This window comes from Desulfuromonadales bacterium, from assembly GCA_035620395.1.
Classification (GTDB): Bacteria; Desulfobacterota; Desulfuromonadia; order Desulfuromonadales; family DASPGW01; genus DASPGW01.
The window spans coordinates 1-24,658 of record DASPGW010000042.1 but is presented as its reverse complement, the minus strand read 5'-3'; the positions used below and the strand labels follow the sequence as shown (position 1 = coordinate 24,658).

At 61.7% G+C, this 24,658-nt stretch carries 20 protein-coding genes; 3 read left to right on the top strand and 17 right to left on the bottom strand.

Translation table 11 applies throughout. The annotated features are described in order from the left end of the window. The 12 genes from dnaE to VD811_02470 all read right to left on the bottom strand — a co-directional run. Positions 1 to 3,369, bottom strand: a 3,369-nt coding sequence (gene dnaE, locus VD811_02525) for a DNA polymerase III subunit alpha (protein ID HXV19850.1), incomplete at its 3' end; no start/stop codon positions are given. A gap of 271 nt (positions 3,370 to 3,640) precedes the next feature. Beyond that, entirely contained in the window at positions 3,641 to 4,222 is a 582-nt protein-coding gene (locus tag VD811_02520; protein HXV19849.1) for a Maf family protein, read from the bottom strand. A gap of 118 nt (positions 4,223 to 4,340) precedes the next feature. Beyond that, on the bottom strand, positions 4,341 to 4,769 hold the full coding sequence (locus tag VD811_02515; protein HXV19848.1) for a hypothetical protein: 429 nt from the start codon (positions 4,767 to 4,769) through the stop codon (positions 4,341 to 4,343). Positions 4,770 to 4,904: 135 nt separating this feature from the next. Then, positions 4,905 to 5,897, bottom strand: a complete 993-nt coding sequence (locus VD811_02510; GenBank protein ID HXV19847.1) for a WYL domain-containing protein — start codon at positions 5,895 to 5,897, stop codon at positions 4,905 to 4,907. Between the two features lie 38 nt (positions 5,898 to 5,935). Beyond that, positions 5,936 to 6,310: a nucleotide pyrophosphohydrolase gene (locus VD811_02505; GenBank protein ID HXV19846.1), complete on the bottom strand. Its 375-nt coding sequence runs from the start codon at positions 6,308 to 6,310 to the stop codon at positions 5,936 to 5,938. Positions 6,311 to 6,387: 77 nt separating this feature from the next. Further along, positions 6,388 to 7,950 (bottom strand): glutamine-hydrolyzing GMP synthase, encoded by a 1,563-nt coding sequence (gene guaA / locus VD811_02500; protein HXV19845.1) that lies wholly within the window; start codon positions 7,948 to 7,950, stop codon positions 6,388 to 6,390. A 71-nt stretch (positions 7,951 to 8,021) separates the two neighbouring features. Beyond that, positions 8,022 to 9,494, bottom strand: a complete 1,473-nt coding sequence (guaB, locus tag VD811_02495; GenBank protein ID HXV19844.1) for an IMP dehydrogenase — start codon at positions 9,492 to 9,494, stop codon at positions 8,022 to 8,024. A gap of 184 nt (positions 9,495 to 9,678) precedes the next feature. Further along, complete coding sequence (locus VD811_02490) at positions 9,679 to 10,749, bottom strand: M42 family metallopeptidase (protein HXV19843.1); 1,071 nt, start codon at positions 10,747 to 10,749, stop codon at positions 9,679 to 9,681. Positions 10,750 to 10,886: 137 nt separating this feature from the next. Beyond that, positions 10,887 to 11,537: a histidinol phosphate phosphatase domain-containing protein gene (locus tag VD811_02485; GenBank protein ID HXV19842.1), complete on the bottom strand. Its 651-nt coding sequence runs from the start codon at positions 11,535 to 11,537 to the stop codon at positions 10,887 to 10,889. 45 nt (positions 11,538 to 11,582) lie between these two features. Next, the gene (gene miaB / locus VD811_02480) at positions 11,583 to 12,911 is read right to left on the bottom strand and encodes a tRNA (N6-isopentenyl adenosine(37)-C2)-methylthiotransferase MiaB (protein ID HXV19841.1); all 1,329 of its coding nucleotides are present in this window, start codon (positions 12,909 to 12,911) and stop codon (positions 11,583 to 11,585) included. 91 nt (positions 12,912 to 13,002) lie between these two features. Then, on the bottom strand, positions 13,003 to 13,542 hold the full coding sequence (locus VD811_02475; GenBank protein ID HXV19840.1) for a PH domain-containing protein: 540 nt from the start codon (positions 13,540 to 13,542) through the stop codon (positions 13,003 to 13,005). Next, positions 13,542 to 14,858 carry a M48 family metalloprotease gene (locus VD811_02470; GenBank protein ID HXV19839.1) on the bottom strand — a complete coding sequence of 439 codons (1,317 nt, stop codon included), beginning with the start codon at positions 14,856 to 14,858 and terminating at the stop codon, positions 13,542 to 13,544. Before VD811_02470 ends, VD811_02475 begins: the two co-directional genes overlap by 1 nt. Before the next feature lie 228 nt (positions 14,859 to 15,086). Here VD811_02470 and typA point away from each other — a divergent pair, with 228 nt between their 5' ends. From typA to amrA, 3 genes are all read left to right on the top strand, one after another. After that, positions 15,087 to 16,901 (top strand): translational GTPase TypA, encoded by a 1,815-nt coding sequence (gene typA / locus VD811_02465; GenBank protein HXV19838.1) that lies wholly within the window; start codon positions 15,087 to 15,089, stop codon positions 16,899 to 16,901. Positions 16,902 to 17,262: 361 nt separating this feature from the next. Further along, positions 17,263 to 17,433, top strand: a complete 171-nt coding sequence (locus VD811_02460) for a hypothetical protein (GenBank protein ID HXV19837.1) — start codon at positions 17,263 to 17,265, stop codon at positions 17,431 to 17,433. Between the two features lie 373 nt (positions 17,434 to 17,806). Then, positions 17,807 to 18,364 carry an AmmeMemoRadiSam system protein A gene (amrA, locus tag VD811_02455; protein ID HXV19836.1) on the top strand — a complete coding sequence of 186 codons (558 nt, stop codon included), beginning with the start codon at positions 17,807 to 17,809 and terminating at the stop codon, positions 18,362 to 18,364. A 188-nt stretch (positions 18,365 to 18,552) separates the two neighbouring features. On the opposite strand, the gene VD811_02450 is transcribed toward amrA, so the two are convergent. The 5 genes from VD811_02450 to VD811_02430 all read right to left on the bottom strand — a co-directional run bounded on the left by VD811_02450 (position 18,553) and on the right by VD811_02430 (position 24,410). Further along, entirely contained in the window at positions 18,553 to 19,470 is a 918-nt protein-coding gene (locus tag VD811_02450; GenBank protein ID HXV19835.1) for an electron transfer flavoprotein subunit alpha/FixB family protein, read from the bottom strand. Positions 19,471 to 19,528: 58 nt separating this feature from the next. Further along, on the bottom strand, positions 19,529 to 20,305 hold the full coding sequence (locus VD811_02445; GenBank protein ID HXV19834.1) for an electron transfer flavoprotein subunit beta/FixA family protein: 777 nt from the start codon (positions 20,303 to 20,305) through the stop codon (positions 19,529 to 19,531). 69 nt (positions 20,306 to 20,374) lie between these two features. Further along, a complete protein-coding gene (locus tag VD811_02440; protein ID HXV19833.1) occupies positions 20,375 to 22,357 on the bottom strand; it encodes a (Fe-S)-binding protein in 1,983 nt (660 codons plus the stop codon). A gap of 46 nt (positions 22,358 to 22,403) precedes the next feature. Then, on the bottom strand, positions 22,404 to 23,552 hold the full coding sequence (locus VD811_02435) for an acyl-CoA dehydrogenase (protein ID HXV19832.1): 1,149 nt from the start codon (positions 23,550 to 23,552) through the stop codon (positions 22,404 to 22,406). A gap of 3 nt (positions 23,553 to 23,555) precedes the next feature. After that, positions 23,556 to 24,410 (bottom strand): 3-hydroxybutyryl-CoA dehydrogenase, encoded by an 855-nt coding sequence (locus VD811_02430; GenBank protein HXV19831.1) that lies wholly within the window; start codon positions 24,408 to 24,410, stop codon positions 23,556 to 23,558. Positions 24,411 to 24,658 lie beyond the last annotated feature (248 nt).

Below are 24,658 nucleotides of genomic sequence, written 5' to 3'. Positions count from 1 at the left end.
GCTGCGGTTGGGAATAACCAGATGGATCAGCGCTTCGCAGTTTCCGCGATGGCGCGCCATGACGTTTTTCAGCGCCCGCAGTTGCTCCTCGTCGAGGCCAGGAGTAGTAAGGCGGAAGTGGACCCGTTTGGTGAGACGCTCCTTGACCTCGCGCAGCGAGACAATTTCGTTCGCCATCAGCTTGACCGTTTCCTCGCCGACATCGAGGGTGCCGGAGACCAGCAGCGGCTCTTCGCCCTTGAGCAGTTCGGAGGAGGCCAGGTAGACCTCGGGGAATACCACCATCTCGACGAAACCGCTCAGGTCTTCCAGGGTAACGAAAGCCATCCGGTCTCCTTTTTTGGTGGTCAACTCCTTGAGACCGGCGACGATGCCGCAGACCTTGACTTCTTCCTTGTCGGTACGCTCCTGCAAACCGGCCGTGTCACAGGTGGCGAAACGCTTGATGGCGGCGGCGTGCCGCGCCAGGGGATGGCCGGTGATGTAGAAGCCGAGCGCCTCTTTTTCGAAACCGAGCAGGACGTTTTCTGCCCATTCGTCAACGGCGGGGAGCTTTCCGTAGCCGTTGCCGCCGACGGTGACAATCTCCTCGGCGCCGAAGAGCGACTCCTGTCCGGCGGCCTTCTCTCGCTGCACCTTCTGCCCGAGCTCCATCGCCTCTTCGAGTGCAGCCATATACTGCGCGCGCTTGCCTCCCAGGGAGTCGAAGGCGCCGCACTTCACCAGCGCTTCGACCACCTTCTTGTTGACCCGCCGCAGGTCGACCCGTTCAGCGAAATCGTGGAGGGAAGCAAAAGGGGTTTCCGTGCGGACCTCGGTGATGGCGTCGAGGGCAGCTGACCCGACCCCCTTGACGGCGCCGAGGCCGAAGCGGATCGACTTGTCGTGGACGGTGAACGACCGGTCGGAAGCGTTGATGTCGGGGGGAAGAACCTCGATCCCCATGGCACGCACTTCGGAGATATTCTTGATCACCTTGTCGGTGTTCTCCATATCCTCGGTCAGCAGCGCCGCCATGAATTCCACGGGGTAGTGCGCTTTGAGGTAGGCGGTATGGTAAGCGACCAGGGCATAGGCGGCCGAGTGGGACTTGTTGAATCCGTAGGCGGCGAACTTCTCCATCAGGTCGAAGACGCCTTCCGCCTTCTTTGGATCGAGTTTGTTTTCCCGCGCCCCCCTGACGAACTTCTCCCGCTCCTTGGCCATTTCCTCGGCCTTTTTCTTCCCCATCGCCCTGCGCAGCAGGTCGGCGCCGCCCAGACTGTAGCCGGCGAGCACCTGGGCGATCAGCATCACCTGCTCCTGGTAGACGATGACCCCGTAGGTATCCTTGAGAATCGGTTCGAGCTGGGGGAAATCGTAGGTGATCGCCTTCTTGCCGTGCTTGCGCTGGATGAAGTCGTCGACCATCCCGCTACCGAGGGGGCCGGGACGGTAAAGGGCGCAAATGGCGATGATGTCCTCGAAGCAGGACGGTTTGAGCTTGACCAGCAGCTCTTTCATCCCGGAAGATTCGAGCTGAAAGACACCGGTGGTGTTGCCGGCCTGCAGCAGGTGGTAGGCCTCGGCGTCGTCGTAGCCGAGGGCGGCGATGTCGAAGTCCGGCGCCTTGCCGGCGCGGATCAGCTTCACCGCGTTGTCGATGACGGTGAGGTTCTTCAGCCCGAGAAAGTCGAACTTGACCAGGCCGATCTTCTCGACATAGCTCATGGCGTACTGGGTGACCTGCCCGCCCGATTTGGGATCGGTGTAAAGGGGCAAATACTCGGGAAGCGGCCGGGGGGTCACCACCACACCGGCGGCGTGGGTGGATGCATGCCGGGTCAGACCCTCTAGGGCCAGGGCGATCTGGACGAGTTCCTTGATCTTGGGGTCTTTCTCGGCCAACTCCTTGAGCTTGGGCTCCTGGTGCAAAGATTCCTTGAGGGTGATATTGAGCACCGCCGGGATCAGCTTGGCCACCCGGTCGGTCTCGGCAAAAGACATTCCGAGCGCACGGCCGACGTCACGAATGACCCCTTTGGCCTGCATGGTGCCGAAGGTGATGATCTGAGCGACGTTCTCGGCGCCGTACTTGTTGCGCACGTAGTCAATCACCCGCTCGCGTCCGTAGATGCAGAAGTCGACGTCGATGTCGGGCATGGAGACGCGCTCGGGATTGAGAAAGCGCTCGAACAGCAGGTTGTAGGGTAGCGGGTCGATGTCGGTGATGCGGATGGCGTAGCAGACCAGGCTGCCGGCGGCGCTGCCGCGCCCGGGACCAACCGGGATACCTTGATCCTTGGCCCAGTTGATGAAGTCGGCGACGATCAACAGGTAGCCGGGGAAGCCCATCTGCCGGATGCAGTCGAGCTCGATCTCCAGGCGTTCGCGATAGCGCTGTTCGTCCGAGGCGCTGAAATCTGGCCACTGCTGACGAATAACGGCGAAGCGCTCCTCGAGCCCGGCCCGGGCCTGCTCGGCCAGGGCTTCGTCGAGACTCTTCTCTGCCGGCTTCTCATACTGGGGGAAGTGGTATGTTTTGAGATCGAGTTCGAGATTGCAGCGCTCGGCAATTGCAATGGTGTTGCGGATCGCCTCAGGGGTGTGACGGAAGAGCTCCGTCATTTCCTCCGGGGTCTTGACGAAGAATTCGTTATTCTCGAAACGCATCCGGCCCGGGTCGTCCATCGTCTTGCCGGTCTGGATGCAGAGCAGAACCTCGTGGGCGTAGGCATCCTCGCGGGTGAGATAATGGCAGTCGTTGGTGGCCACCAGCGGCAGCCCCAAATCCCCGGCGATCTGGATCAGCCCCTTGTTGACCGGCGTCTGCTCAGGGAGAAAATTCTCCTGCAGCTCGAGAAAAAAACGGTCCCCGTCGAAAACCTGTGCCATCTCTCCCGCCCGCCGCCTGGCGTCGTCAAACCGGTTCATGCCGATCAGGCCGGGAATCTCGCCACCGAGGCAAGCGGTAAGCGCAATCAGCCCCTCGTTACGCTGACGCAGCAATTCCCAGTCGATCCGGGGCTTGTAATAGAATCCCTCGCGGTAAGCGGCGGAAATCAGATGGCAGAGGTTGCGGTAACCGGTGAGATTCTGACAGAGCAGAACGAGATGGTTGGAGGCTTCCGAAGAGCCGCGGGCGTTCCCCTTGTCGAAGCGCGAGCCGGGAGCAACATACACCTCACAGCCGATGATCGGCTTGATGCCCGCTTCGCGCGCCTTGAGGTAGAACTCGACGGCGCCAAACATGTTGCCGTGGTCGGTCACGGCCAGCGCCGGCATCCGCAGATCGCGGGCCCGCTGAACGAGATCGCCAATCTTGACCGCCCCGTCGAGCAGGCTGTACTGGCTGTGCAGATGCAGATGTACGAAGTTGGCGTGTTCCATAAAAGCAGGCTCTGGGGACGAGGAAAAGGCATGAGAAAGAGGCTTGCGGTCTGAGGTTTTTCCTCTGCTCCCGCGCCTGGGTCCTCATGCCGGTCTTCAAACTAAAAAACCGATTTCAGCGAACGCTGCCGCGTTGCGATAACCGGTCTTGGAGAAGACAAGTGGGCGGATATTACCACCGAAGGTGGGACAAGGTCAAGCCAACTGACCCGTATACGGAGCCAGGCGACAGACACCCGACAGGCGACTCTTGAAAGATCCGAGCCTCGCCTTACAGGACCTGCACGCCAAACTGCTCGAGTATGCGAACCAGCTTGATCAACGGCAGCCCGATGAGGCTGGTGTAGTCCTCACCGCCCATCTCGTCCATCAAGGCGATACCCAAGCCCTCAATCTTGAACGAACCGGCACAGTCGACGGGATTCTCCCGTTCGACGTACGAGTGGATCTGCGCGTGGTCCAGATGGCGAAGCGTGACCACATAGGTGGCAAAATCGGTGATCGTTTCCCCCGAGAGGCTATCGTGCACAGCCACGCCAGTGAAAAATGTATGGGCCTTGCCTGCCATGGCGCGCAGTTGTTCCTCGGCCTTTTCGGCATCTCCTGGCTTGCCGAGGATACGGTTGCGCGGGTCGACGAAAACCTGGTCGGCGCCAATGATCAGAGCGTCGGGATAATAGGGGGCAAGGCTTTCCGCCTTGCCTGCGGCCAGATGCTTGACCAGCAGTCCCGGCGCTACTTCTTGTTCGATCATCTCTTCGTAGCGGGGAGCAGCGGCAACGAAGGGAAGTTGCAGCTGTTGCAGTAATTGGCGGCGGTAGGGGCTGGTGGATGCAAGAACGATGGTGCGCATGCGCTGTGACCTCCACTGGGGTTGCACATTTGTACCCCAGCAGTCGGCCGATTGCAACGGTTTCCGGCGCCTGCTTACGCATCAGATCTCAAGTCCTCCCTTGATAAAGGCGGGAGTTCTATGCCGCCGCCTCCGCCACCCACAGCGGCAGCTCCAGTTGATCGCTATAGGACGGCGTCCGCACCGGCAACCAAGGGCCGCCCGAACGATAGCCTCGAACCTGCTGACGCGGTTTTCCCTCCAGCGCCGGAAAGCTCTCGACGCAGAAAGACATGCCGACAACTTTCTCAACCAGAGCTCCCACCAGGTCCTCCCGGCTCACGCGGGCGAAGAGGCCCCCCGGCCGCACTTTGCTCAGCCAGTCGTCGACGAAGACCACCTCAACCTCTTTGCCGATATCCAACAGGACGTCGGCCTCATCCTGTCCGTCCCCCAGAACTCCGGAGATGGTAAAGACCGTGTCGCCGCGCAACCGCCTGGGTTCGATGCCGCGGATGTCGAGGTAAAGACCACTGCCGTTTTCCTCCGTCATGTCGAGCCAGATCATGAGATCCTCCCTGTGTGGCGCTGGAAGTTCCTTTCGACTCCAAGCATATGCCAGCGCAGTGACAGAATATGTCGCAAATGCAGGTTTTGGGTTTTAAGTTTTAGGTTGTTGGCGCCAAAAGCTCAGAGCGGATGTTCAGCTTTTCCGAAGACCTTCTTCAAGACCTTGACGGAAAGCGGAACGGAGGGTTGCGGGGTCGAGCACTTCGACGTGGGGAAGGTAGGAATAAAGCCAGGCGAGGAGTTCCTTCTCGCCGCCGGCTGTAAAGGAGAGCACCAGCGAGCCGTCAGCAGCCTCCTCCAGCTCTTGGGTGGGATGCCAGTTGCGTTCGCGGATGAGGTGGGCGACGGCGGCGCCGAAGCGAACCCTGACTGCCATCGGCGTATCATCGATCAGACCAAAAGCGCTGCCGGTCAGGTCAGCGGCGACAAAATCGTCAGGAACCTCGAAGCGTTCACGGCTGACTTCGACCTTCTGCAGGCGATCGATCAGGAACAACCGCAGGGCACCGCGGTTATGGGCGAAGCCGCCGAGGTAGAGGGAGTTCTGGTAAAACAGCAGGGTGTAGGGATCGAAAAGGTAGTCTTCGGCTTCGCGCCGCGGCGGCGCATAACTCAGGCGACAACGGTACTGGTAAAGAAGCGCCTCCCGCAACTGAACGAGAATCTGACGCTTGGCGCGGTAATCGCGTACCCCCTGAAAGCGCGGCGCCGCCGCTTCGGCGATGCGTTCCAGGTGGGCGACGCTGCGTGGCGGCAGGCTGGACCGGATGCGGCCGAAGATGGCGTCAAGATCGTCCTGAAACGGGGTCCCGGCCAGGACGGCGAGTTGCCCCCGGCAGAGGTAGAGGGTCATCAGCTCATCAAGGGAGAAAGTGATCGGCGGTATTTTCTTGAACCCGGTGAGAAAGCGGTAAAGGACCCGGCCATCGCTCTCCTGCTCGGAAACCAGGGGGTAGCCGGCGTCGCGGACCGCCTGCAGATCGCGGAAGACGGTGCGGCGGTTGACAGCACACTCTCCGGCCAGTTCATCGACGGTGGCTCCGAAGCGCGCCTCGAGAATGCGGATCACGTCGTGCAGGCGGGCCGCCTGACTGTATTTCTTTGCGGGCTTGCCGGGACGGTTCATTTCCCCCGCTGCAGGCAAGGGCGAGGCCTGCGTCGCCCCTACCCTTCCCTTTCCTGATAATAGGTGTACTTGTGCGATTTGCCCCGTACCTTCTCGCTCGGATACTTGCGGATGTTCTTCTCCATCTTGGCCAGAACCGTTTCCGAGAGGTCGAGCCCGAGCACATTCGACAGGGAAAGGGCGTAGATGACGATGTCCGCCAACTCCTCGCCGAGGTCGGCCAGTGCATCGGGAGGGAGGTTTTTGGATTCCTCGACGGTGAGCCACTGGAAATGCTCCATCAGCTCGGCCGCCTCGATGGCGATCGACATGGAGAGATTCTTGGGCGAGTGGAACTGCTCCCACTCCCGCTCGCGGACGAATGCGGCCATCTTCTCCTTCAGCTGCTGCAGGGTGGTCTGGGTGTCGCTCATGATATCCTCCGATCCGGACGCCGTGTCACTCTACAACAAAAAAGCCGCCAGGCCAAGGGCCGACGGCTTCTGCTGCATCACTCCCACTCGATAGTGGCAGGAGGTTTGCTGGAGATGTCGTAGACCACCCGATTGATCCCCTTGACTTCGTTGATGATGCGATTGCTGATGCGCGCCAGATCCTCGTAAGGCATGGGGTACCAGCCGGCGGTCATGAAATCCCTGGTTTCCACGGCGCGCAGGGCGACCACGTATTCGTAGGTGCGGCCATCGCCCATGACGCCGACGCTCTTGACCGGCAGAAAGACCGCGAAAGCCTGGCTGATCTTGTCGTAATGGCCGCTGGCGTAGAGTTCCTCGATGTAGATGGCGTCGGCGCGGCGCAGGATGTCGGCATATTCCTTCTTCACCTCGCCGAGAATCCGTACCCCCAGCCCCGGCCCCGGGAAGGGATGGCGCCAGACCATCGCATGCGGCAGGCCGAGTTCCTCGCCGATCGCCCGCACTTCGTCCTTGAACAGTTCGCGCAGCGGCTCCAGCAACTGGAGCTTCATGTAGTCGGGCAGCCCCCCGACGTTGTGATGGCTCTTGATGCTGTGGGCCTTGCCGGTCTTCGCCCCGGCCGACTCGATGACATCGGGGTAGATGGTCCCCTGGGCAAGCCACCTGGCATCCTTGAGCTTGTTCGACTCTTCCTCGAAGACATCGACGAAAAGTCCGCCAATGATCTTGCGCTTGCGCTCCGGATCGGTCACTCCGGCCAGCGCCGAAAGGAACCGCTGTTCGGCGTCGACGCGAATGACCTTGACTCCCAGGTTCTCGGCAAAGGTGACCATGACCTGATCCCCCTCGCCCAGGCGCAGCAGGCCGTTGTCGACAAAGACGCAGGTGAGCTGGTCGCCGATGGCCCGATGGATCAGCGCGGCCGCCACGGAGGAGTCGACGCCGCCCGAAAGGCCGAGGATGACGCGGTCCGCACCGACCTGCTGGCGGATGCGACCGACGGCGTCCTCGATGATGTGTCCCGGCGTCCACTGGCCGCTGCAGCCGCATATTTTGCGCACAAAAGTGTCGATCAGCAGTTCGCCGCGCGGCGTGTGATTGACCTCGGGATGGAACTGGACTCCGTAAAGCCGGCGCTCGACATCCTGGATGGCGCAGACCGGGGCATTGGCGGTACCGGCGACAACTTCGAAGCCGGCGGGGACCCTCTCGACGTGATCGCCGTGGCTCATCCAGACCGGGCTCCTCCCCTCGACGAAAAAGCCATCGAAGAGCGGGCCCGGTTTGCCTTGTGCAAACAGCTCGGCGTGACCGAATTCGCGCTTGCCGGCCGGAACGACCTCGCCGCCGAAATGCCGGCCCATCAACTGCATCCCGTAGCAGATACCGAGCACCGGCACGCCGAGTTCGAACAGTTCTTCGGCGACGGCTGGAGCCCCCGCCTCATAGACCGACTTGGGCCCGCCGGAGAGGATGATCCCTGTCGGCGCGAATGCCCGGATAGCCGCCAGGTCCATGTCGAAGGGATGCAGCTCACAGTAGACGTGCGCCTCGCGTACCCGGCGGGCAATCAACTGGGTGTACTGGGAACCGAAATCGAGAATGAGGATTTTTTCGCTGTGGATGTCCTGTTGCATCGTTTATCTCCGTGTAGGGGCAGGCCTTGTGCCTGCCCTTGGACACCCACGGGGGGCGCCCCTACCCTCAACTAAACCTGCCGCTCGACGCGATAGTTGGGCGCTTCCTGGGTGATGGTCACGTCATGCACGTGCGATTCGCGCAGACCGGCATTGGTGATGCGGATAAAGCGGGCCCTGGCCTGCAGTTCCTTGATGGTCCGGCAGCCGGTGTAGCCCATGCCGGCGCGCAACCCGCCCATCAACTGGTGGATATTCTCCGAAAGGCTGCCGCGGTAAGGCACGCGCCCTTCGATACCTTCCGGCACCAGCTTGACGTCGCTTTCGACATCGGCCTGGAAGTAGCGGTCCTTGCTTCCCTTCTTCATCGCGCCCAGGCTCCCCATGCCGCGGTAGGCCTTGTAGGTCCGCCCCTGGTAGAGGATGGTCTCGCCAGGCGATTCGTCGGTGCCGGCGAAAAGAGAGCCGATCATCAGGATATCGGCGCCGGCGGCAACCGCCTTGGGAATATCCCCCGAGTATTTGATGCCGCCATCGGCGATGAGCGGAATGCCTGCCTTCTGGGTCACTTTGGCCACATCGGCGATGGCGGTGATCTGCGGCACACCGACGCCGGCCACCACCCGGGTGGTGCAGATCGAACCCGGACCGATACCGACCTTGACGGCATCGATGCCAGCCTTGATCAGCGCCTCGGCGGCCTCACCGGTGGCGATGTTGCCGGCGACCAGCTGCAGGTCCGGGTAAGCCCGCTTGGTGTCGATGACCGCATCGATAACCCCCTGCGAGTGGCCATGGGCCGTATCGATGATGACCACATCGACGCCGGCCCGGACCAGGGCCTCAAGCCTTGCCTCCCGGTCGTAGCCGACACCAATCGCCGCCCCGACCCGCAGACGGCCGAAATCGTCCTTGCAGGCGAAGGGATATTTGCGGACTTTCTCGATGTCCTTGATAGTGATCAGCCCCTTGAGAGCATAAGCATCGTCCACCACCAGCAGTTTTTCGATGCGGTGCTTGTGCAGATGCTGTTTCGCCTCTTCGAGAGTGGTTCCCGGCGGCACGGTGACCAGTTTGTCCTTGGTCATGACGTTGGAAATCGGCTGATCGAGTCGGGTTTCAAAACGCAGGTCGCGGTTGGTGAGAATGCCGACCAGACGGCCGTCCTTGGTGATCGGCACCCCGGAGATCCGGTATTTCTTCATCAGCTCCAGGGCCTCGAAGATCTTCTGTTCGGGGCGCATGGTGATCGGGTCGACGATCATCCCGCTCTCCGATTTCTTGACCTGGTCGACTTCGATGGCCTGCTCGTCCGGGGTCATGTTCTTATGGACGATCCCCATCCCCCCCTCGCGAGCCATGCAGATGGCGGAGCGGGACTCGGTGACGGTGTCCATCGCAGCCGACAGAAGAGGGATATTGAGCTTGATCCTGGGGGTCAGATAGGTGGTGAGATCGGTCTCTTTCGGGAGGACCGTAGAGTGGGCGGGAACGAGCAGTACATCATCGAACGTCAGACCTTCACGGATCTCGAGATCCTGCATCTTCGTCTCCTTTATGTTTGCTGCAGCGGCCGAAAATATTAATCGGCGACCTTATTCCAGGGCCGGGCGTGAGTCAAGAAAAAAACCGGCCCTGAGGCTCTGGTCACAAGACTGAAAAACGGTCTCGGGTCCAAGGTCCCGGGTCTAAGGGCCCGGGCAAAGGCCAGGGACTCGGGACCGGGTTTCAATTGGGTATGAACGAATGACGGTCGCCGATCCGGTACATCAGGCCGGTCAGCAACCGCACGGTGTTTTCCAGATCGGTGAGGGAGAGGAGTTCGACCGGCGTGTGCATGTAGCGCAGCGGCACGCTGACCAGGGCAGTGGCGACGCCCCCGCGGCAGAGCTGCATGACATTGGCGTCGGTACCGGTGGCGCGGGGGACGCCGCTCACCTGAAAGGGGATGCTCTCCTCACGGGCGGTCTGCACGAGAAGATCGAACAAGACGGGATTGATGTTGGGACCGCGGGCAATAATGGGACCGCTGCCGACCCTCACCTCCCCCGCCTCTTTTTTGTCGATGTCGGGAAAATCTGTGGCAAAGCCGACCTCGACGGCCAGGCCGACATCAGGATTGACGCCGTAGGTGCTCGTCGTGCCGCCACGCAGACCGACCTCCTCCTGCACGGTGGAGACGCCGAACAGCTCGACCGGCGCAAGGCCGCGCCGGCGGACCTCGATCAGAGTCCGGGCGACGAGGTAGGCCCCCATCTTGTCGTCGAAGGCGCGGGAAATGACCCGGTCCCCCAGCAGGCGCTCCAGGCCGACGGCGAAGGTGGCCGGATCACCGATCGCGACCAGTTCGGCGGCGCTTTGGCGGTCCGGGCAGCCGATATCGATGAACATGCTCTTGAACTTGACCACCGTTTCGCGATCCTTCTGTTCCATCATGTGGATCGGCTTCTTGCCGATGACCCCCAGCACAGGCCCTGAAGCCGTATGGACACATACCCGCTGCCCGGGGACAAGGTGCGCATCCACCCCGCCTATGGGGGCAAAATAGAGAAAACCGTTCTCGTCGATGTAGCGCACCATGAAACCGATCTCGTCACAGTGCCCGGCCAGCATGACCCGGGTCGGCGCCTCCCCCGCTCCCTTGATGCGAGCGATGACGTTGCCCATTACATCGGTGTGCATATCATCGGCCACCGGCGCCAGTTCGCGACGGATCACCCGCTGCGCCGGCTGCTCGAAGCCCGAAGGGCTGGGGGTTTCGACGAGCTCCTTGAGAAAAGCGAAATCCTGGTCGTTCATGTCCACCTCAGTTAAATTCGTATCTCACGCCCGCTCGCTTCGCTCGCTCAAGGCGCAAAGAACGCAAAGAAATTCAGAAAGTTATCTTTCTTAATGGTTTTCTTTGCGGTCTTTGCAGCTTTGCGCGAGAAAAGGTCTTAGCCCAATGCCTTTTTCACCAGTGCTTCGCTGTTTCGCCGGCACTGCTCGAACTGCTCTTCGCTCAGGCCGGCGCCGAGGGCGATTTTCCGCACCATCGCCAGAGAGACGAGATCGCCGGGGGCGTGGGCGTCGTTATTTATAACCAGTTTCGCGCCGGCGGCGAGAGCCATGCGGGCGACATGGCCGTTGGTAAGGGAATGCCCCTTGCGGGTGGTGAGCTCGAGACAAACCCCCCGCTCGGCGGCCAGGGCCGCTTCCTCGGCGGTGATCAAGCCCGGGTGCGAAAGGATGTCGATATCCGCCGCCAGGGCGGCGAGGTTGGTTCCCGGGGCCACCGGTTCGACGATGGTCTCGCCATGACAGACGACGATTCTAGCGCCGAGGGAGCGGGCCTCGCGGGCCGCATCGGCAATCATCGCCGGCGGGATATGGGTCAGCTCGATACCGGGCAAAACGGTGAGCCCCCAGGCCTTTCCCAACTCCCCGGCTACCCGGACAAGCCGCGGGATGATCAGATCGAAGTTGGAACGGTCCGCGTGATCGGTCATGGCAATGGCCTGATAACCGGCCGCGGCAGCCCGGCGGGTCAATTCGGCAGGAATCAGCTCCCCGTCGCTGAACAGGGTGTGGGTGTGCAGATCGATCATGAAAACCCCTAAAAAAGGATGAAGGATGAGGGATGAAGGATGAGCTCATCCTTCCGTTTGAAATTCTCCAAGCTGGCTGTTCTTGTACGACGCCGTAATGCGCACCGGAACGATGCGGCCGACAAGAGATTTATCTCCCGGGAAATTGACGATCCGGTTCCAGGTGGTGCGGCCGAAAACCTGCCCCCCACCCTGCCGGCTCTCCCCCTCGACCAGCACCGCCAGAGTCCGGCCGACATCCCCCTGCCAGGTGGCGCGGCTGACCTCCTCCTGCAGGGCGAGCAGACGATCGAAGCGGGCCTGCCTCTCCTTGGCGGCCAGATCGTCGGAGAGTTCGGCAGCAGCGGTGCCCGGACGGCGGGAATAGAGGAAGGAGAAGACGTCGGCGTAGCGGACCTCGGCCATCAGCTCCAGCGTCGCCTCGAAATCGGCTTCGGATTCGCCGGGAAAGCCGACGATGATGTCGGAAGTCAGGCGGATCTCTGGACAGACGCTCTTGAGGCGACGGACCTTCTCCAGGTAGCCGGCCGCCGTATAGCCCCGGTTCATCGCCCGCAGGATCGCATCCGAGCCGCTCTGCACCGGCAGATGCAGATGGTGGCAGAGCTTGTCCAGGGTGCCGAAAGCCTCGATCAACTCATCGGAGAGGTCTTTCGGGTGCGAGGTGGTGAAACGGATCCGCTCGATCCCCTCCACCTCATGAACCGCCGCCAGCAGTTGGGCGAAGGAGCGCTCGCCGGGCTCCTTCTGGCCGTAGGAATTGACGTTCTGCCCGATCAGGGTAATCTCCCGGACGCCGCCGGCGGCCAGTTCCCGCACCTCGGCAAGGATTTCGGCGCTCGGCCGGCTCACTTCGCGGCCGCGAACGTGCGGAACGATGCAGTAGGAGCAGAAGTTGTCGCACCCCTGCATGACGGTGACGAAACGGGTAACCGCCTCGCCGGCGGTGCGCGTCGGGAAAAGCTGCAGGCGGGTTTCGCGGTCGAGAAAGTCCGTCTCCAGGCAGCGGGTGCGGTTCTCCTCCACGGAGCGCACCATCTCGGGGAGTTTGTGCACGTTGTGGGTGCCGAAGACCAGATCGAGGTAGGGGAGTTTCTGCAGCAGCCGCTCCCCCTCCTGCTGGGCGACGCAACCTCCGACACCGAGGATCAGGGCGGGGTTCTCGTCCTTGAGCGGCTTGAAACGGCCGAGGTGGCCGTAAACCTTGCGTTCGGCCTTGTCGCGCACAGAGCAGGTATTGAGAAGGATCAGATCGGCTTCGTCGGCGCTGACGACCTGCCGGTAGCCGGCCTGCTGCAGCAGATCGACGATCCGCTCCGAGTCGACCACATTCATCTGGCACCCGAAGGTTTCCAGATAAAATTTCTTGTTCATAAACACGTAATTATTCCTTTGTCCGCAGATTCGCGCAAATGTACTCAAAGGGGGAAAGAAAAGTCAAACGATTTCACCGGAACCGAAGTCGTCAGGTTTGCGGCGAAATGTTACGTTCGGCGGCCAGGACGCCGCTCGCCGCCATCGCCGACTCGAGCAGCTCGATCAGGCGGCCGGGATGTTCGATGCACAATAGGATCAGGTGCGGACGAGACACAGCCGAGCAGATCCGGACCGTGGCCAGGTCGCGGCCCTGAGGCCTGACCTGGAAATAGGTCACCTCCGGCAGTTGCAGAGAATCGAAGCGGGGTCGGAAGAGGCCACGAAGAACCAGCACGCGGCGGTCGGTCACGGCATAGTAGACGCGCTCCCATTCATAGCGGGCCAGCAGCACATGGCCCAGGGCGAGGTAGAGGCCGAGCAGCACAAAGGGGAGCGGCAGCCAGGCGAGCCAGATCCAGTCATATAGGTGGCCGAGTTGATAACCGACCGCCAGCCACCAGGTCGAAAGCAGCAGCAGGAGGATTCCGAAGAGAGAGTGCCGCCAGTTGCGAAAAACATAGCAGCGGGGTGCGGGGCGGCCCTCCCAGAGCACGGATTCATCCGCTTCGAGATGCGTCGACCAGTCCATCAAGTGCCACCCAGAGCGCGCACCCGCTCCGCGGCCGAGCGCCCCAGCTTGCCTTCCGGGTCGGCCTGGGCGACCGCCCGGTAAAGTTCCAGGGCTTTCTGCGGCTGGCCGGTTTTTTCGTACCCCTCGGCCAGCAGATAGCCCCCCTGCAGGGTCGGCAGCAGCTTCATGCTCGCTTCGAGCTCCCGGACGGCTCCGGGGTTATCCCCCTTCTGCAGCAGCGCATAGCCGAAGCCCAGGCGGGAGAGATGGTAATTGCCGTCCAGTTGGACGGCGCGCTGCAGATGCTGTCGGGCCGAGCCGGCATTCTCGGCCTTGAGATAGGCCATCCCCAGACCGGTCAGGATGAGCGATTCGTCGGGCGCCGCGGCGGCAGCCTGCAGGTAGACTGTCACGGCCTGCGTGAGGCTCCCTGCTTCCTCCAGCTTCCGCGCCTGGTCGTACAGCTCGTACCCCTTGCGACTCTGCCGCAGACGGGCGGTGGCCGACTGCAGGGTTTCCGGACGCAAGACGTAGTTCGGATTGTTCAAGGTCTGCGCATAACGCTTACGGATATACTCGTCATTGGCCTCCATCCGCTCCTTGGAGAAGGGGTGGGTGCGGAAAAGTCCGGACAGCCACATCGGATTTGCTCCCCCCTCGATCTGGCGGTAGAAAAATTCCTGAACCTGCACGGCCCCTTGCGGGTCGTAGGCGGACTGCACCATATAGTCGATGCCCAGGAGATCTGATTCCCGCTCCTGTTCGCGGCTATAAGAGCGATCCAGCAATGCGGCGCTCAACTCGCCGGCCTGCTGCGCCAGCGGCCCGTAGGCCGTTTCGCCGGTCACCCCCGTGAGGACGGACATGGCGACATTGAGCAGGGCACCGCGCTGTATACCCTGAACGGCGTGGCGGGCCGTTACGTGCCCTATTTCGTGACCGAGAATGGCGGCCAGCTGTGCTTCGTTTTCCATATTGACCAGCAGGCCGCGGGTAATGGCGATAAATCCACCAGGCAAAGCGAAGGCATTGGGCGTCGAGTCGTTGACCACCTTGAACGTGTATGGCAGGTCGGGGCGCTGACTGGCGCGGCCCAGGCGCAAGCCTATCTGGTTGACGTAAGCGGCCAGGCGCTCATCGGGGTACTCGCCCCCCATCTGCTGCACGGCTTGCGGAAAGGTCTTCTCGCCGATGGCGATTTCCTGGGAAGCGGGAACCGGTATCAACGCCAGCTCGGTCCGGCCGGTAGCCGGATTGACCGCGCAACCCGTAAAGCCGATCAGGGCAAGAATCGGCCACAGCAAAAACGCGACGGTTCGCTTCTGACGCATCATGGAGGTCATTCCTTTCTCATTGCCGCAAAATAGTATTCCTGCTCAATCTTAGAATGGTTTGACAACGATGACAAGCGAAGCCTGGAGGTTTGTCAGATCTGCGCCGCGACCGGGGTCAGACTGTTTTTGATAGCTATTCGATGGATTTTGATGTATTATGCTAAGGTTTTGCAGTAAGCACACGCGTCATACCGCGCGAAATTGAATCCGAGGAGTCACTGTTCCAGCATGTCCGAAAAAATTCGCAACATCGCCATCATCGCCCACGTCGACCACGGGAAGACCACCCTCGTGGACGCCATGCTCAAGCAATCCGGAGTCTTTCGGGAAAACCAGGTGATCACCGAGCGGGTGATGGACAGCAACGACCTGGAAAAGGAGCGGGGGATCACCATTCTGGCCAAAAACCTCTCCATCCATCACGGCGGTCTGAAGATCAACATCGTCGATACTCCCGGCCATGCCGATTTCGGCGGTGAAGTGGAGCGGATCCTGAAAATGGTCGACTCGGTGCTGCTGCTGGTCGATGCCTTCGACGGGCCGATGCCGCAGACCCGTTTCGTGCTCAAGAAATCCCTTGATCTTGGAATCAAGCCGATTGTCGTAATCAACAAGATCGACCGTCCCGGCGCCCGCCCGGAAGAGGTGGTCAACATGGTCTTCGACCTCTTCTGCGAACTCAACGCCGACGAGGCACAGCTCGATTTTCCCATCGTCTACGCCAGCGCCAAGCTCGGCTTCGCCAAACGTGAGCTGGCCGACGAGTCCAGCGACCTCGAGCCGCTCTTCCAGATGATAGGCGCCCGTGTCGCCCCCCCTGTGGCAAACCCCGACGCCCCCTTCCAGATGCTGGTCAGCAGCATCGCCTACAACGACTACATCGGCCGCATGGCCACTGGCAAGATTTTCAACGGCAAGGTCAAGGCCGGGGAAACGATCGCCCACATCGACAAGACCGGCAAGATCGTCCGGGGGCGCATCAGCAAGCTCCTCGGCTACGAAGGACTCAATCAGGTGGAACTGGCCGAGGCCCTCGCCGGAGACATCGTCACCATCGCCGGCTTCGAGAACGTCGGCATCGGTGAAACCCTGGCCAACGCCGCCGCCCCCGAAGCCCTTCCCTACCTGGCCATCGACGAGCCGACCCTGTCGATGAACTTCATGGTCAGCGACTCCCCCTTTGCCGGCAAGGAAGGTAAATACGTCACCTCTCGCAATATTCGCGACCGACTGATGAAGGAATTGCGCACCAACGTCTCCTTGCGGGTCGAGGAGACGGACAACACCGATACCTTCAAGGTCTCCGGCCGTGGCGAACTGCACCTGTCGATCCTCATCGAAAACATGCGCCGCGAAGGTTTTGAGCTTTCCGTCTCCAAGCCGGAGGTCATCTTCCGGGAGATCGACGGCGTCCGGTGCGAGCCGATGGAATATCTGGTGATCGACGTTCCGGAAGAGTACCAGGGGACGGTCATCGAGAAGCTCGGCACCCGCAAGGCGGAGATGGTCTCCATGCAGCCGATGAACGGCGTCAATCGCCTGGAATTCGTCATTCCCGCCCGGGGACTGATCGGCTTTCGCACCGAGTTTCTCACCGACACCCGGGGGACCGGGGTGATGAACCACACCTTCCACGAGTACGCCCCCTACAAGGGCCCCATCGCCGGACGCAAGAACGGCGTGCTCATCTCCATCGAGGCCGGTGAGACCAATTCGTATTCCCTCTTCAACCTGCAGGACCGCGGCATCCTCTTTATCGGCCCCGGCACTGCCGTCTACGAAGGGATGATCATTGGCCAGCACGCCAAGGACAACGATCTGGTGGTCAACTCGTGCCGCGGCAAGAAACTGACCAACGTCCGCGCTTCAGGGTCCGACGATTCCACCAAATGCTCGCCGCCGCACACCCTGACGCTGGAGCAGGCCCTCGAATACATTGCTGAAGACGAACTGGTCGAGGTCACCCCCAAGTCGATCCGGCTGCGGAAGCGCTACCTCGACGCCAATGAACGCAAGCGCCACGAGAAACAGACCAAATCCTGACCGCCAGGATCGATGGTTACGAAAAGGCCCCGGAAACGGGGCCTTTTTTTTGCGCCCGGGTTAGTGACCGGAAATCTTCTCCTCGCAAATTGGTCAGACCAAATACAATAGAAAATTGCAAATATGGTTATAGAAGGTAATAAAGTCAATTTTTACAAATAGTTGGGCACTTAATACGATCATCTCCCAAAAACACATTAAAGAAACATATAAAATCGTTATACCCAGCAAACCGTCTACATCATAAATAGTTGATTTAAAACATTTTTATTGCATTTTTCCCCTTGCGTAGCAACTTCCTGAGGAGTATATTCCAAACAGGTTTGGGAATAATAACCAGATAACACAAAGGAGCTCACCCATGGAATGTCCCATCTGCCAAAACAAAACACGCGTCGAACTCGATACGCACTCTGACGGTTTTGCCGAGAACCTTCAGGAATGTGGCGACTGCGGCGCATTGTGGATCAGCAAAGAGGGCGATTCGGTGCTCGTCCATGGCTCAACTCAGGCGCTGGTCGTCAACCACTGAACAAAACTGCAAACTCCGCCAGCTTCACCGAGAGTTCTTTGAGCGTCCGGGCCTCCGGAGTCCAGGCGAGCAAAATTATTTATAACCACATAGGGCGCCCGAGAGGTCGAATCGACCTCGATTGACGGGTGCCTTTATTTTTCTCTGCGCCGAGCTAACCGAGTCGCTTCAGCACCATTTCTTTCCCCCCCGTCAGGAATGAGACAGCCCGACTGGAATCCAGTTCCCGAGATTCCCCTCATGCCTGGATGGACTTTTCCGGTCCTGGCTGGAGCCGATCTGAATTTCTTGAAAAAAACGGCGGATTTGACTATAGTGTGACCGCTTGGGAACGACCCTTGTTTTCGATGATATCCGACTTGCAGGAGGCTCCGTGGATAAAGAGTTGAACGCCAATGAGAAAGCCGCCCTTCTCGACATCGCCCGCAAGGCCATTGAGACCTGCGTGCGCACCGGCAAAAAATATGTCGAGCCGCGCGAAGAAAAGGTGCTCAACAGGCGCAACGGCTGTTTCGTCTCCATCAAGCAGGGCGGACAGTTGCGCGGCTGCATCGGCAACTTCCAGTCGGAACTGCCGCTCTTCCGTGAAGTAGCGGAAATGGCCATCGCCTCGGCTTCCAAAGATCCGCGATTCTATCCGATGAAAGAGAATGATCTGCAGAACTTCACCCTGGAAATTTCGGTCCTCTCCCCCCTGCAAAAGATAGACAGCATCGAAGAGATCGAGGTCGGCAAACACGGCATCTACCTGGAAAGGGGATATTACCGCGGCGTACTGCTTCCCCAGGTCGCCCCCGAGTACGGCTGGGACCGTGAAACGTTCCTGCGCCAGACCTGCCTCAAGGCCGGCCTGCCAATCGACTCCTGGCAGGCCGATGACACCGAGATCTACATCTTCAGCGCCCAGGTCTTTGGCGACAAGCAGGCCTGAAGCATCCAACCGGCTAACCCGACCGGATCCGAAAATAAGAGAGACCGTACCCGTGACAGGTACGGTCTCTTCCGTTTTGGCAGCATTTCCGCCCTGCCAGGCCTGGGCCGCCCGACTTCGAAAATGAGGATGCCGGTCGCGCTACACCTGCTTGCCAAAGGCGGCGAGAATATCCATGACGTGAGCGCTTAAAGTGCCTTGATCTTCTCGACCAGGGCCGGCGCCAGCTGCAGCACGTCGGCCACCACCAGCACGTCGGCGACCTCGCCGATGGGGGCGTCCTTGTCCTTGTTGATGGCCACCACGAAGCCCGACTTCTTCATCCCCGCCAGGTGCTGGATCGCCCCGGAGATGCCGCAGGCGACATAAAGCTTGGGCGCCACCGTCTGGCCGGTGGTGCCGACCTGACGGCTGTGATCAACCCAGCCGGCGTCGACCACCGGGCGGCTCGCCCCGAGCTCGCCGCCCAGCGCCCTGGCGAGACTCGCGATGATCTCGACGTTCTCCGGCTTGCCGATGCCGCGGCCGGCGCTGACGATCACCTCGGCGCGGGAGAGATCGACCTCCCCCTTCTCAGCGGGCTCATAGCCGACGAATTCCACGTTGCCTTCGGCCTGGGCTTCGATTCTCTCCACGGCCGGGGTGCCGGCGGGTTCGCCGGTCAGGCCGAAGGCGCCGGCCTGCAGGGTGACCACGGTCACGGCGCTCTTCGGCCGCACCTGCCGGCGCAGCTTGGCGTTGCAGGCCGGAACCACGAAGGCGCCGTCCCGAACGTCAACCACCTCGGAGACCTGCGCGGCATTAAGGGCCACCGCCAGCCGGGGCGCGAGGTCCCAGCCGTAGGAGGAGTGGGACAGAACCACGAGGTCGGGTTTTTCCTTGGCGATCACCTCGAGCAGCAGCGCCTTGTGCGCCGGCGGGTTGTATTCGCCGTACCGGCCGGCATCGGCCAGGTAGAGCTTGCCGTCGAATCGGGGCAGGTCGCCCTCGCTGCCGACGGCGAACAGGACGGCCGCGGCGCCTATCTTCTGCGCGAAGGCGAGCGTTTCATAGGTGCTGCCGAGCAGCTTGCCTTCCCGGTATTCTCCAACGAGCAGTGCTTTCATCACTTCTCTCCTTTTATTAGCAAAGGCCTTTTATTCATCCCTCATCCCTCATCCTTGATTATTTGAAGACCGCAGTCTTTTCCTTGAGGATCCCGATCAGCTTGTCGGCGAGCTCGCCGATCTCCCCCTCCAACACCACGCCGCCCGCCTTCTTCTCCGGCAGGGTCATCTTCGCAGTGACGGCGAGCGGCTGAACCTTGAGCAGGTCGGCCACGGCGAGGGCGGCCAGCTCCTTCTTCTTGGCCTTCATGATGTTGGGCAGCGTCGGGTAGCGTGGGGTGTTGAGGCCGAGCTGGCAGGTGAAGAGGGCCGGAAGCCGGGCCTTGACCACCGCCTTGAGGCCCCCCTCTAACTCTCTTTTGGCGGTGACGGCACCGTTCTCAAGAGTAAAACCGACGATGGTGGTGACGGCGGGGATGCCGAGCATCTCGGCCAGAAGCACCCCGACCTGCGCCGAGCCGCGGTCCTGGGACTGCATGCCGGTGAGAATGAGATCGAAGTGCTCGCTGCGGGCGTACTCGGCGATAACCGAGGCGATCTCGAAGGGGTCCTTCTCAAAGCTCGCCTCGTCCTGAACGTGCACGCCCTTGTCGCCCCCCATGGCCAGGGCCTTCTTGATGGCCTCCTTGACCCGCTCGGGGCCGACGCAGAGGACGGTGATCTCGGGGGCGCCGCCCAGCTGCTCCTTCACCTGCACTGCCTGCTCGACGGCGTATTCGTCGTACTCGTTCAGCCGCCAGGCGAGATCACTGGTGTCGTACCAGCTGCCGGCGGCGTTCACCTTGAAGCGCGACTCCATGTCGGGTACCTGCTTGATGCAGACGAGAATTTTCATGGCTTTTCTCCTTTGCTCTTCATCGGACCGATCGGTCTGATCCGTCCGATCGGTCCGATGTTTTAGTGGTTACAGCCGCTCGGCCAGCACCTCGGCGATATCCCGCGGCGCGAGCTGCCCCTCCAGGCCCGCCCCCTTGATGCCGTCCTCGAACATGGTCAGGCAGAAGGGGCAGTTGGAGAGCAGCAGCGGGGCGCCGGTCTCGGCGGCCATTTTCGCCCGGGCCTCGCTGATGCGCGTTCCCAGCTTCTCCTCGGCGAGGATGCGGCCGCCGCCGGCGCCGCAGCAGAAGCCCTCGTCGCGGTTTTTCGTCATCTCGGCAAGCTGGCCGCCGGCGACCTGGATGAGGGTGCGGGGCGCCTCGTAGATGCCGTTGTGGCGGCCGAGGTAGCAGCTGTCGTGGTAGGTGCAGGCGAAGCTCTGCGGCGGCGCCAGCTTGAGCCTGCCCTGCTCCAGCAGGCGCTCGAGAAAGACCGTGTAGTGCTCGACCTCCGGAGTAAAGCCGAGGTCCCGGTAGTCCTTGGCCAGGGTGTTGAAGCAGTGCGGGCAGGTGGTGACCACCTTCCTGACGCCGTAGCCCTGGATCGCCCCGATGTTCTCGGTGGCGACGGCCTGGTAGAGGTATTCGTTGCCCATCTTGCGCACCGGGTCGCCGCAGCACTTCTCCTCCTTGCCGAGGATGCCGACCTTGATGCCGGCGGCCTGGCAGAGCCTGATGAAGCTTTTGGCAACCTTGATGTTGCGCTTGTCGAAGGAGGCGTAGCAGCCGACGAAGTAGAGGACGTCGACCTCGGGATCTTCGGCGAGGGGCTTGACGCCGAGATCAAGCGCCCAGTCGCCCCGCGTGGCGAAGGCCATCCCGAGGGGGTTGCCGTTGACCTCGGTCTGGTCGGTGGCGGTCATCACCTCCTCGCCGGGGAACTCCCCTTCCATCAGCACCAGGTGCCGGCGCATCTCGATGATCTTGGGGACGTGTTCGATGGCGGCCGGACATATCTCCTGGCAGGCGAAACAGGTGGTGCAGGCCCAGAGCACGTCCCGGGAGGCGGTGTCGACGAGGTTCGCCTCGGGTTGACCAAAGGCGACCTCCTGGATCTGGTTGACCACCTTCATCGGCGAGAGGGGCTTGTCGGTGGCCCAGGCCGGGCAGCGGTCCTGGCAGCGCTTGCAGAAGGTGCAGGCATCGCTGTCGAAGAGGTCCTTCCAGGAAAGCTCGGTGAGCTTGGCGGCGCCGAAGCTCTCGGCCCCTTCGGCCTCCAGGTCGACCGTCGCCAGCGTCCCTTTGGGACGGCGGTCGACGAAAATGTAGTTGGCGCTGGTGGTGAAGAGGTGGCGCAGCTTTGTGAAGGGGATCAGGGCGATGAAGCCTAAGGCGAGCAGCAGGTGCAGCCACCAGAGGCCGGCGTGCAGGGTGCGCAGGCCGGAGTCGCCCAGACCCGAGAGCGCCTTGGCGAAGAGGAGCCCGACCGGCGACCAGGCGGCCAGAGGCGTCCCCAGTTCGGTCACCGCCATGCGCGCCCCTTCGATCACAAAGCCGGTGACCAGGATGGCGAAGAGCAGGGCGTGGGAGATGGCGTCGTCCCGCTTCATCGGCAGCCCGGGCGGGCGGAAGACATAGCGGCGCACGAAGAGCCCGCCGAGCATGACGATGGCGACTGCCCCGGCGAGATCTAACACCACCGAGAAGAGCAGGTAGAAGCTCCCCTTCAAAAACTGCACGCCGAAGAGCGGGTCGGTGAAGTCGGCCTGCACGACGATGAGGCAGGTGCCGATAAAGAGCAGGAAGAAGCCCCAGAAGAAGAGCCCGTGAGCGGTCCCCGCCCCCGGCACCCGCAGCACCTGCGCCTGGCTGAGCGCCTGCCGGAGCGCCCCGACCAGCCGCCCGGCCAGATCGTCCGTGCGCTCAAGCGCCCGGCCCTGCCGGTAGACCTTGACCCGCTGCCAGAAGCCCCGGGCCAGAATCGCCAGAGCTGCCGCGGTCAGCAGGTACATCGGGACGAGCACTCCCGCTCCGTGGCCGATGTTCCAGTAGATTTCACGGGTGTATTCCATTGGTGAACCTCTCCTCTGCTTCAGGACTCAGGGGCCCGGGCAGTGTTCAGCCGCGGGTGACCGCCGTACCGATGACGAGCCGCTGCACCTCGCTGGTGCCTTCGTAGATCTCGGTGATCTTGGCGTCGCGCATCATCCGCTCCACCGGGAATTCGCGGGTGTAGCCATAGCCGCCGAAGACCTGCACCGCCTTGGTTGTAACCTCCATCGCCGTCTCCGAGGCGAAGAGCTTGGCCATGGCCGACTCCTTGCCGTAGGAGAGGCCGGCGCTCGCCCGATGGGCCGCCTGGTAGACCAGCAAGCGTGCCGCTTCGATCCGGGTCGCCATGTCGGCCAGCATGAACTGCACCGCCTGGAAGGTCGCAATCGGCTGGTCGAACTGTTTGCGCTCCCGGGCGTAGGCTGCCGCCGCCTCAAAGGCTCCCTGCGCGATGCCGAGAGCCTGGGCGGCAATGCCGATGCGCCCGCCGTCGAGGGTCTTCATGGCGATCTTGAACCCCTCCCCTTCCTTGCCGAGCAGGTTCCCCTTCGGAATCCGGCAGTTGTCGAAAACCAGTTCCATGGTCGGCGAGGAACGGATCCCCATCTTCGTTTCCTTTTTGCCGAAGAAGAAGCCGGGCGTCCCCTTTTCGAGGATGAAGGCGCTAATGCCATGATGTTTCTGGGCACCTTTGTCGGTGCGGGCGAAGACGATATAGATCTCGGCCTCGCCGCCGTTGGTGATGAAGATCTTCGACCCGTTAAGCACCCACTCCTCGCCGTCGGGCACCGCCGTGGTCCTGGTGCCGCCGGCGTCGGAGCCGGCTGAAGGCTCGGTCAGGCCGAAGGCCCCCATTTTGCTCCCCGCCGCCAGGGGCACGAGGTACTGGCGCTTCTGCTCCTCGGTGCCGAAGAGGTAGATGGGGTTGGCGCCGAGGGAGAGGTGGGCCGAAAGGGTGACGCCGGTCGAGGCGCAGACCCGGGAGAGCTCTTCCACGGCGATGGCGTAGCTGATGTAATCGGCTCCCGCCCCACCGTATTCCTCGGGGAAGACGATGCCGGTCAGCCCCAGTTCGGCCAGCCGCTCGAACATCAGCGCGCGGTCGAAGCGCTCTTCCTCGTCGCGCGCGGCGGCGGATGGGGCGACCTCTTTCTCGGCGAAACTGCGCACCGTTTCGCGAATCAGGCTCTGTTCTTCGGTCAGTTGAAAGTCCATGCGCTACCTCCCCTGCCCATAGTCGTAAAATCCCTTGCCGCTCTTGCGGCCGAGCTGCCCGGCCTCGACCTTCTTGACCAGCAGCGGACAGGGCCGGTATTTGGCATCGCCATACCCCGCATGGAGTACCTTCATGATCGCCAGCACCGTGTCGAGACCGATGAAGTCGGCCAGAGTCAAAGGGCCCATCGGCTGGTTGGTGCCGAGCTGCATCGCCTTGTCGATGTCCGCCACCGAACCGACCCCTTCGAAATGGGCGAAAATCGCCTCGTTGATCATCGGGATCAGCACCCGATTGACGATGAAGCCGGGATAGTCCCGGGCGACCGCGACCTCCTTCCCCAGCTTCGCCGCCAGCTCCAGGGTGACGGCAAAGGTCTCCTCCGAGGTGGTCAGCGCCCGGATGACCTCGACCAGCTTCATCACCGGGACCGGGTTCATGAAGTGCATGCCGATCACCTTGTCGGGCCGGCCGGTCGCGGCAGCCAGGCGGGTGATGGAGATGGAAGAGGTATTGCTGGCCAGTACCACGCCGGGCGAGACGATACGGTCGAGCTTGCGGAAAATATCCAGCTTGAGCTCCTCGCTCTCCGGCACCGCCTCGATGACGAAATCGCAACCGGCCATATCGTCCAGGCTGTTCGTGGCCCTGAGCCGGGCCGATGCGGCCGTCACCGCCGAGGACTCGATCGCCCCTTTATCCGCCTGCCGCCGCAGGTTCCGGCCGATGGCGGCGTGCGCCTTTTCCAGCTGGGGCGCAGCCACATCGTACAGCAGCGCTTCGAACCCCGCGAGGGCGGCGACGTGGGCGATCCCGCTCCCCATCTGTCCCGCACCGATGATTCCGATCGTCTTCACCTCAGCCTCCCGGTTCTCCTTCGTCCAGCCGTCCCTCCCCCTGACTTCCGCCAGCCAGATGGAGCGGCGTGGTATTTACCGGCCAGACACTATTAATCATACACCCTGGTGTGGCTTACGGCATTTATACATACACTTTACGTTAAGGTCAATTCTTATAACACAGTGTTTGGCCACCCCGAAGGATGTTCAAACAGGGTCTAAATGCCAGTCAACACGTCGAACATTGTTGTTTTTGTTGACACGGA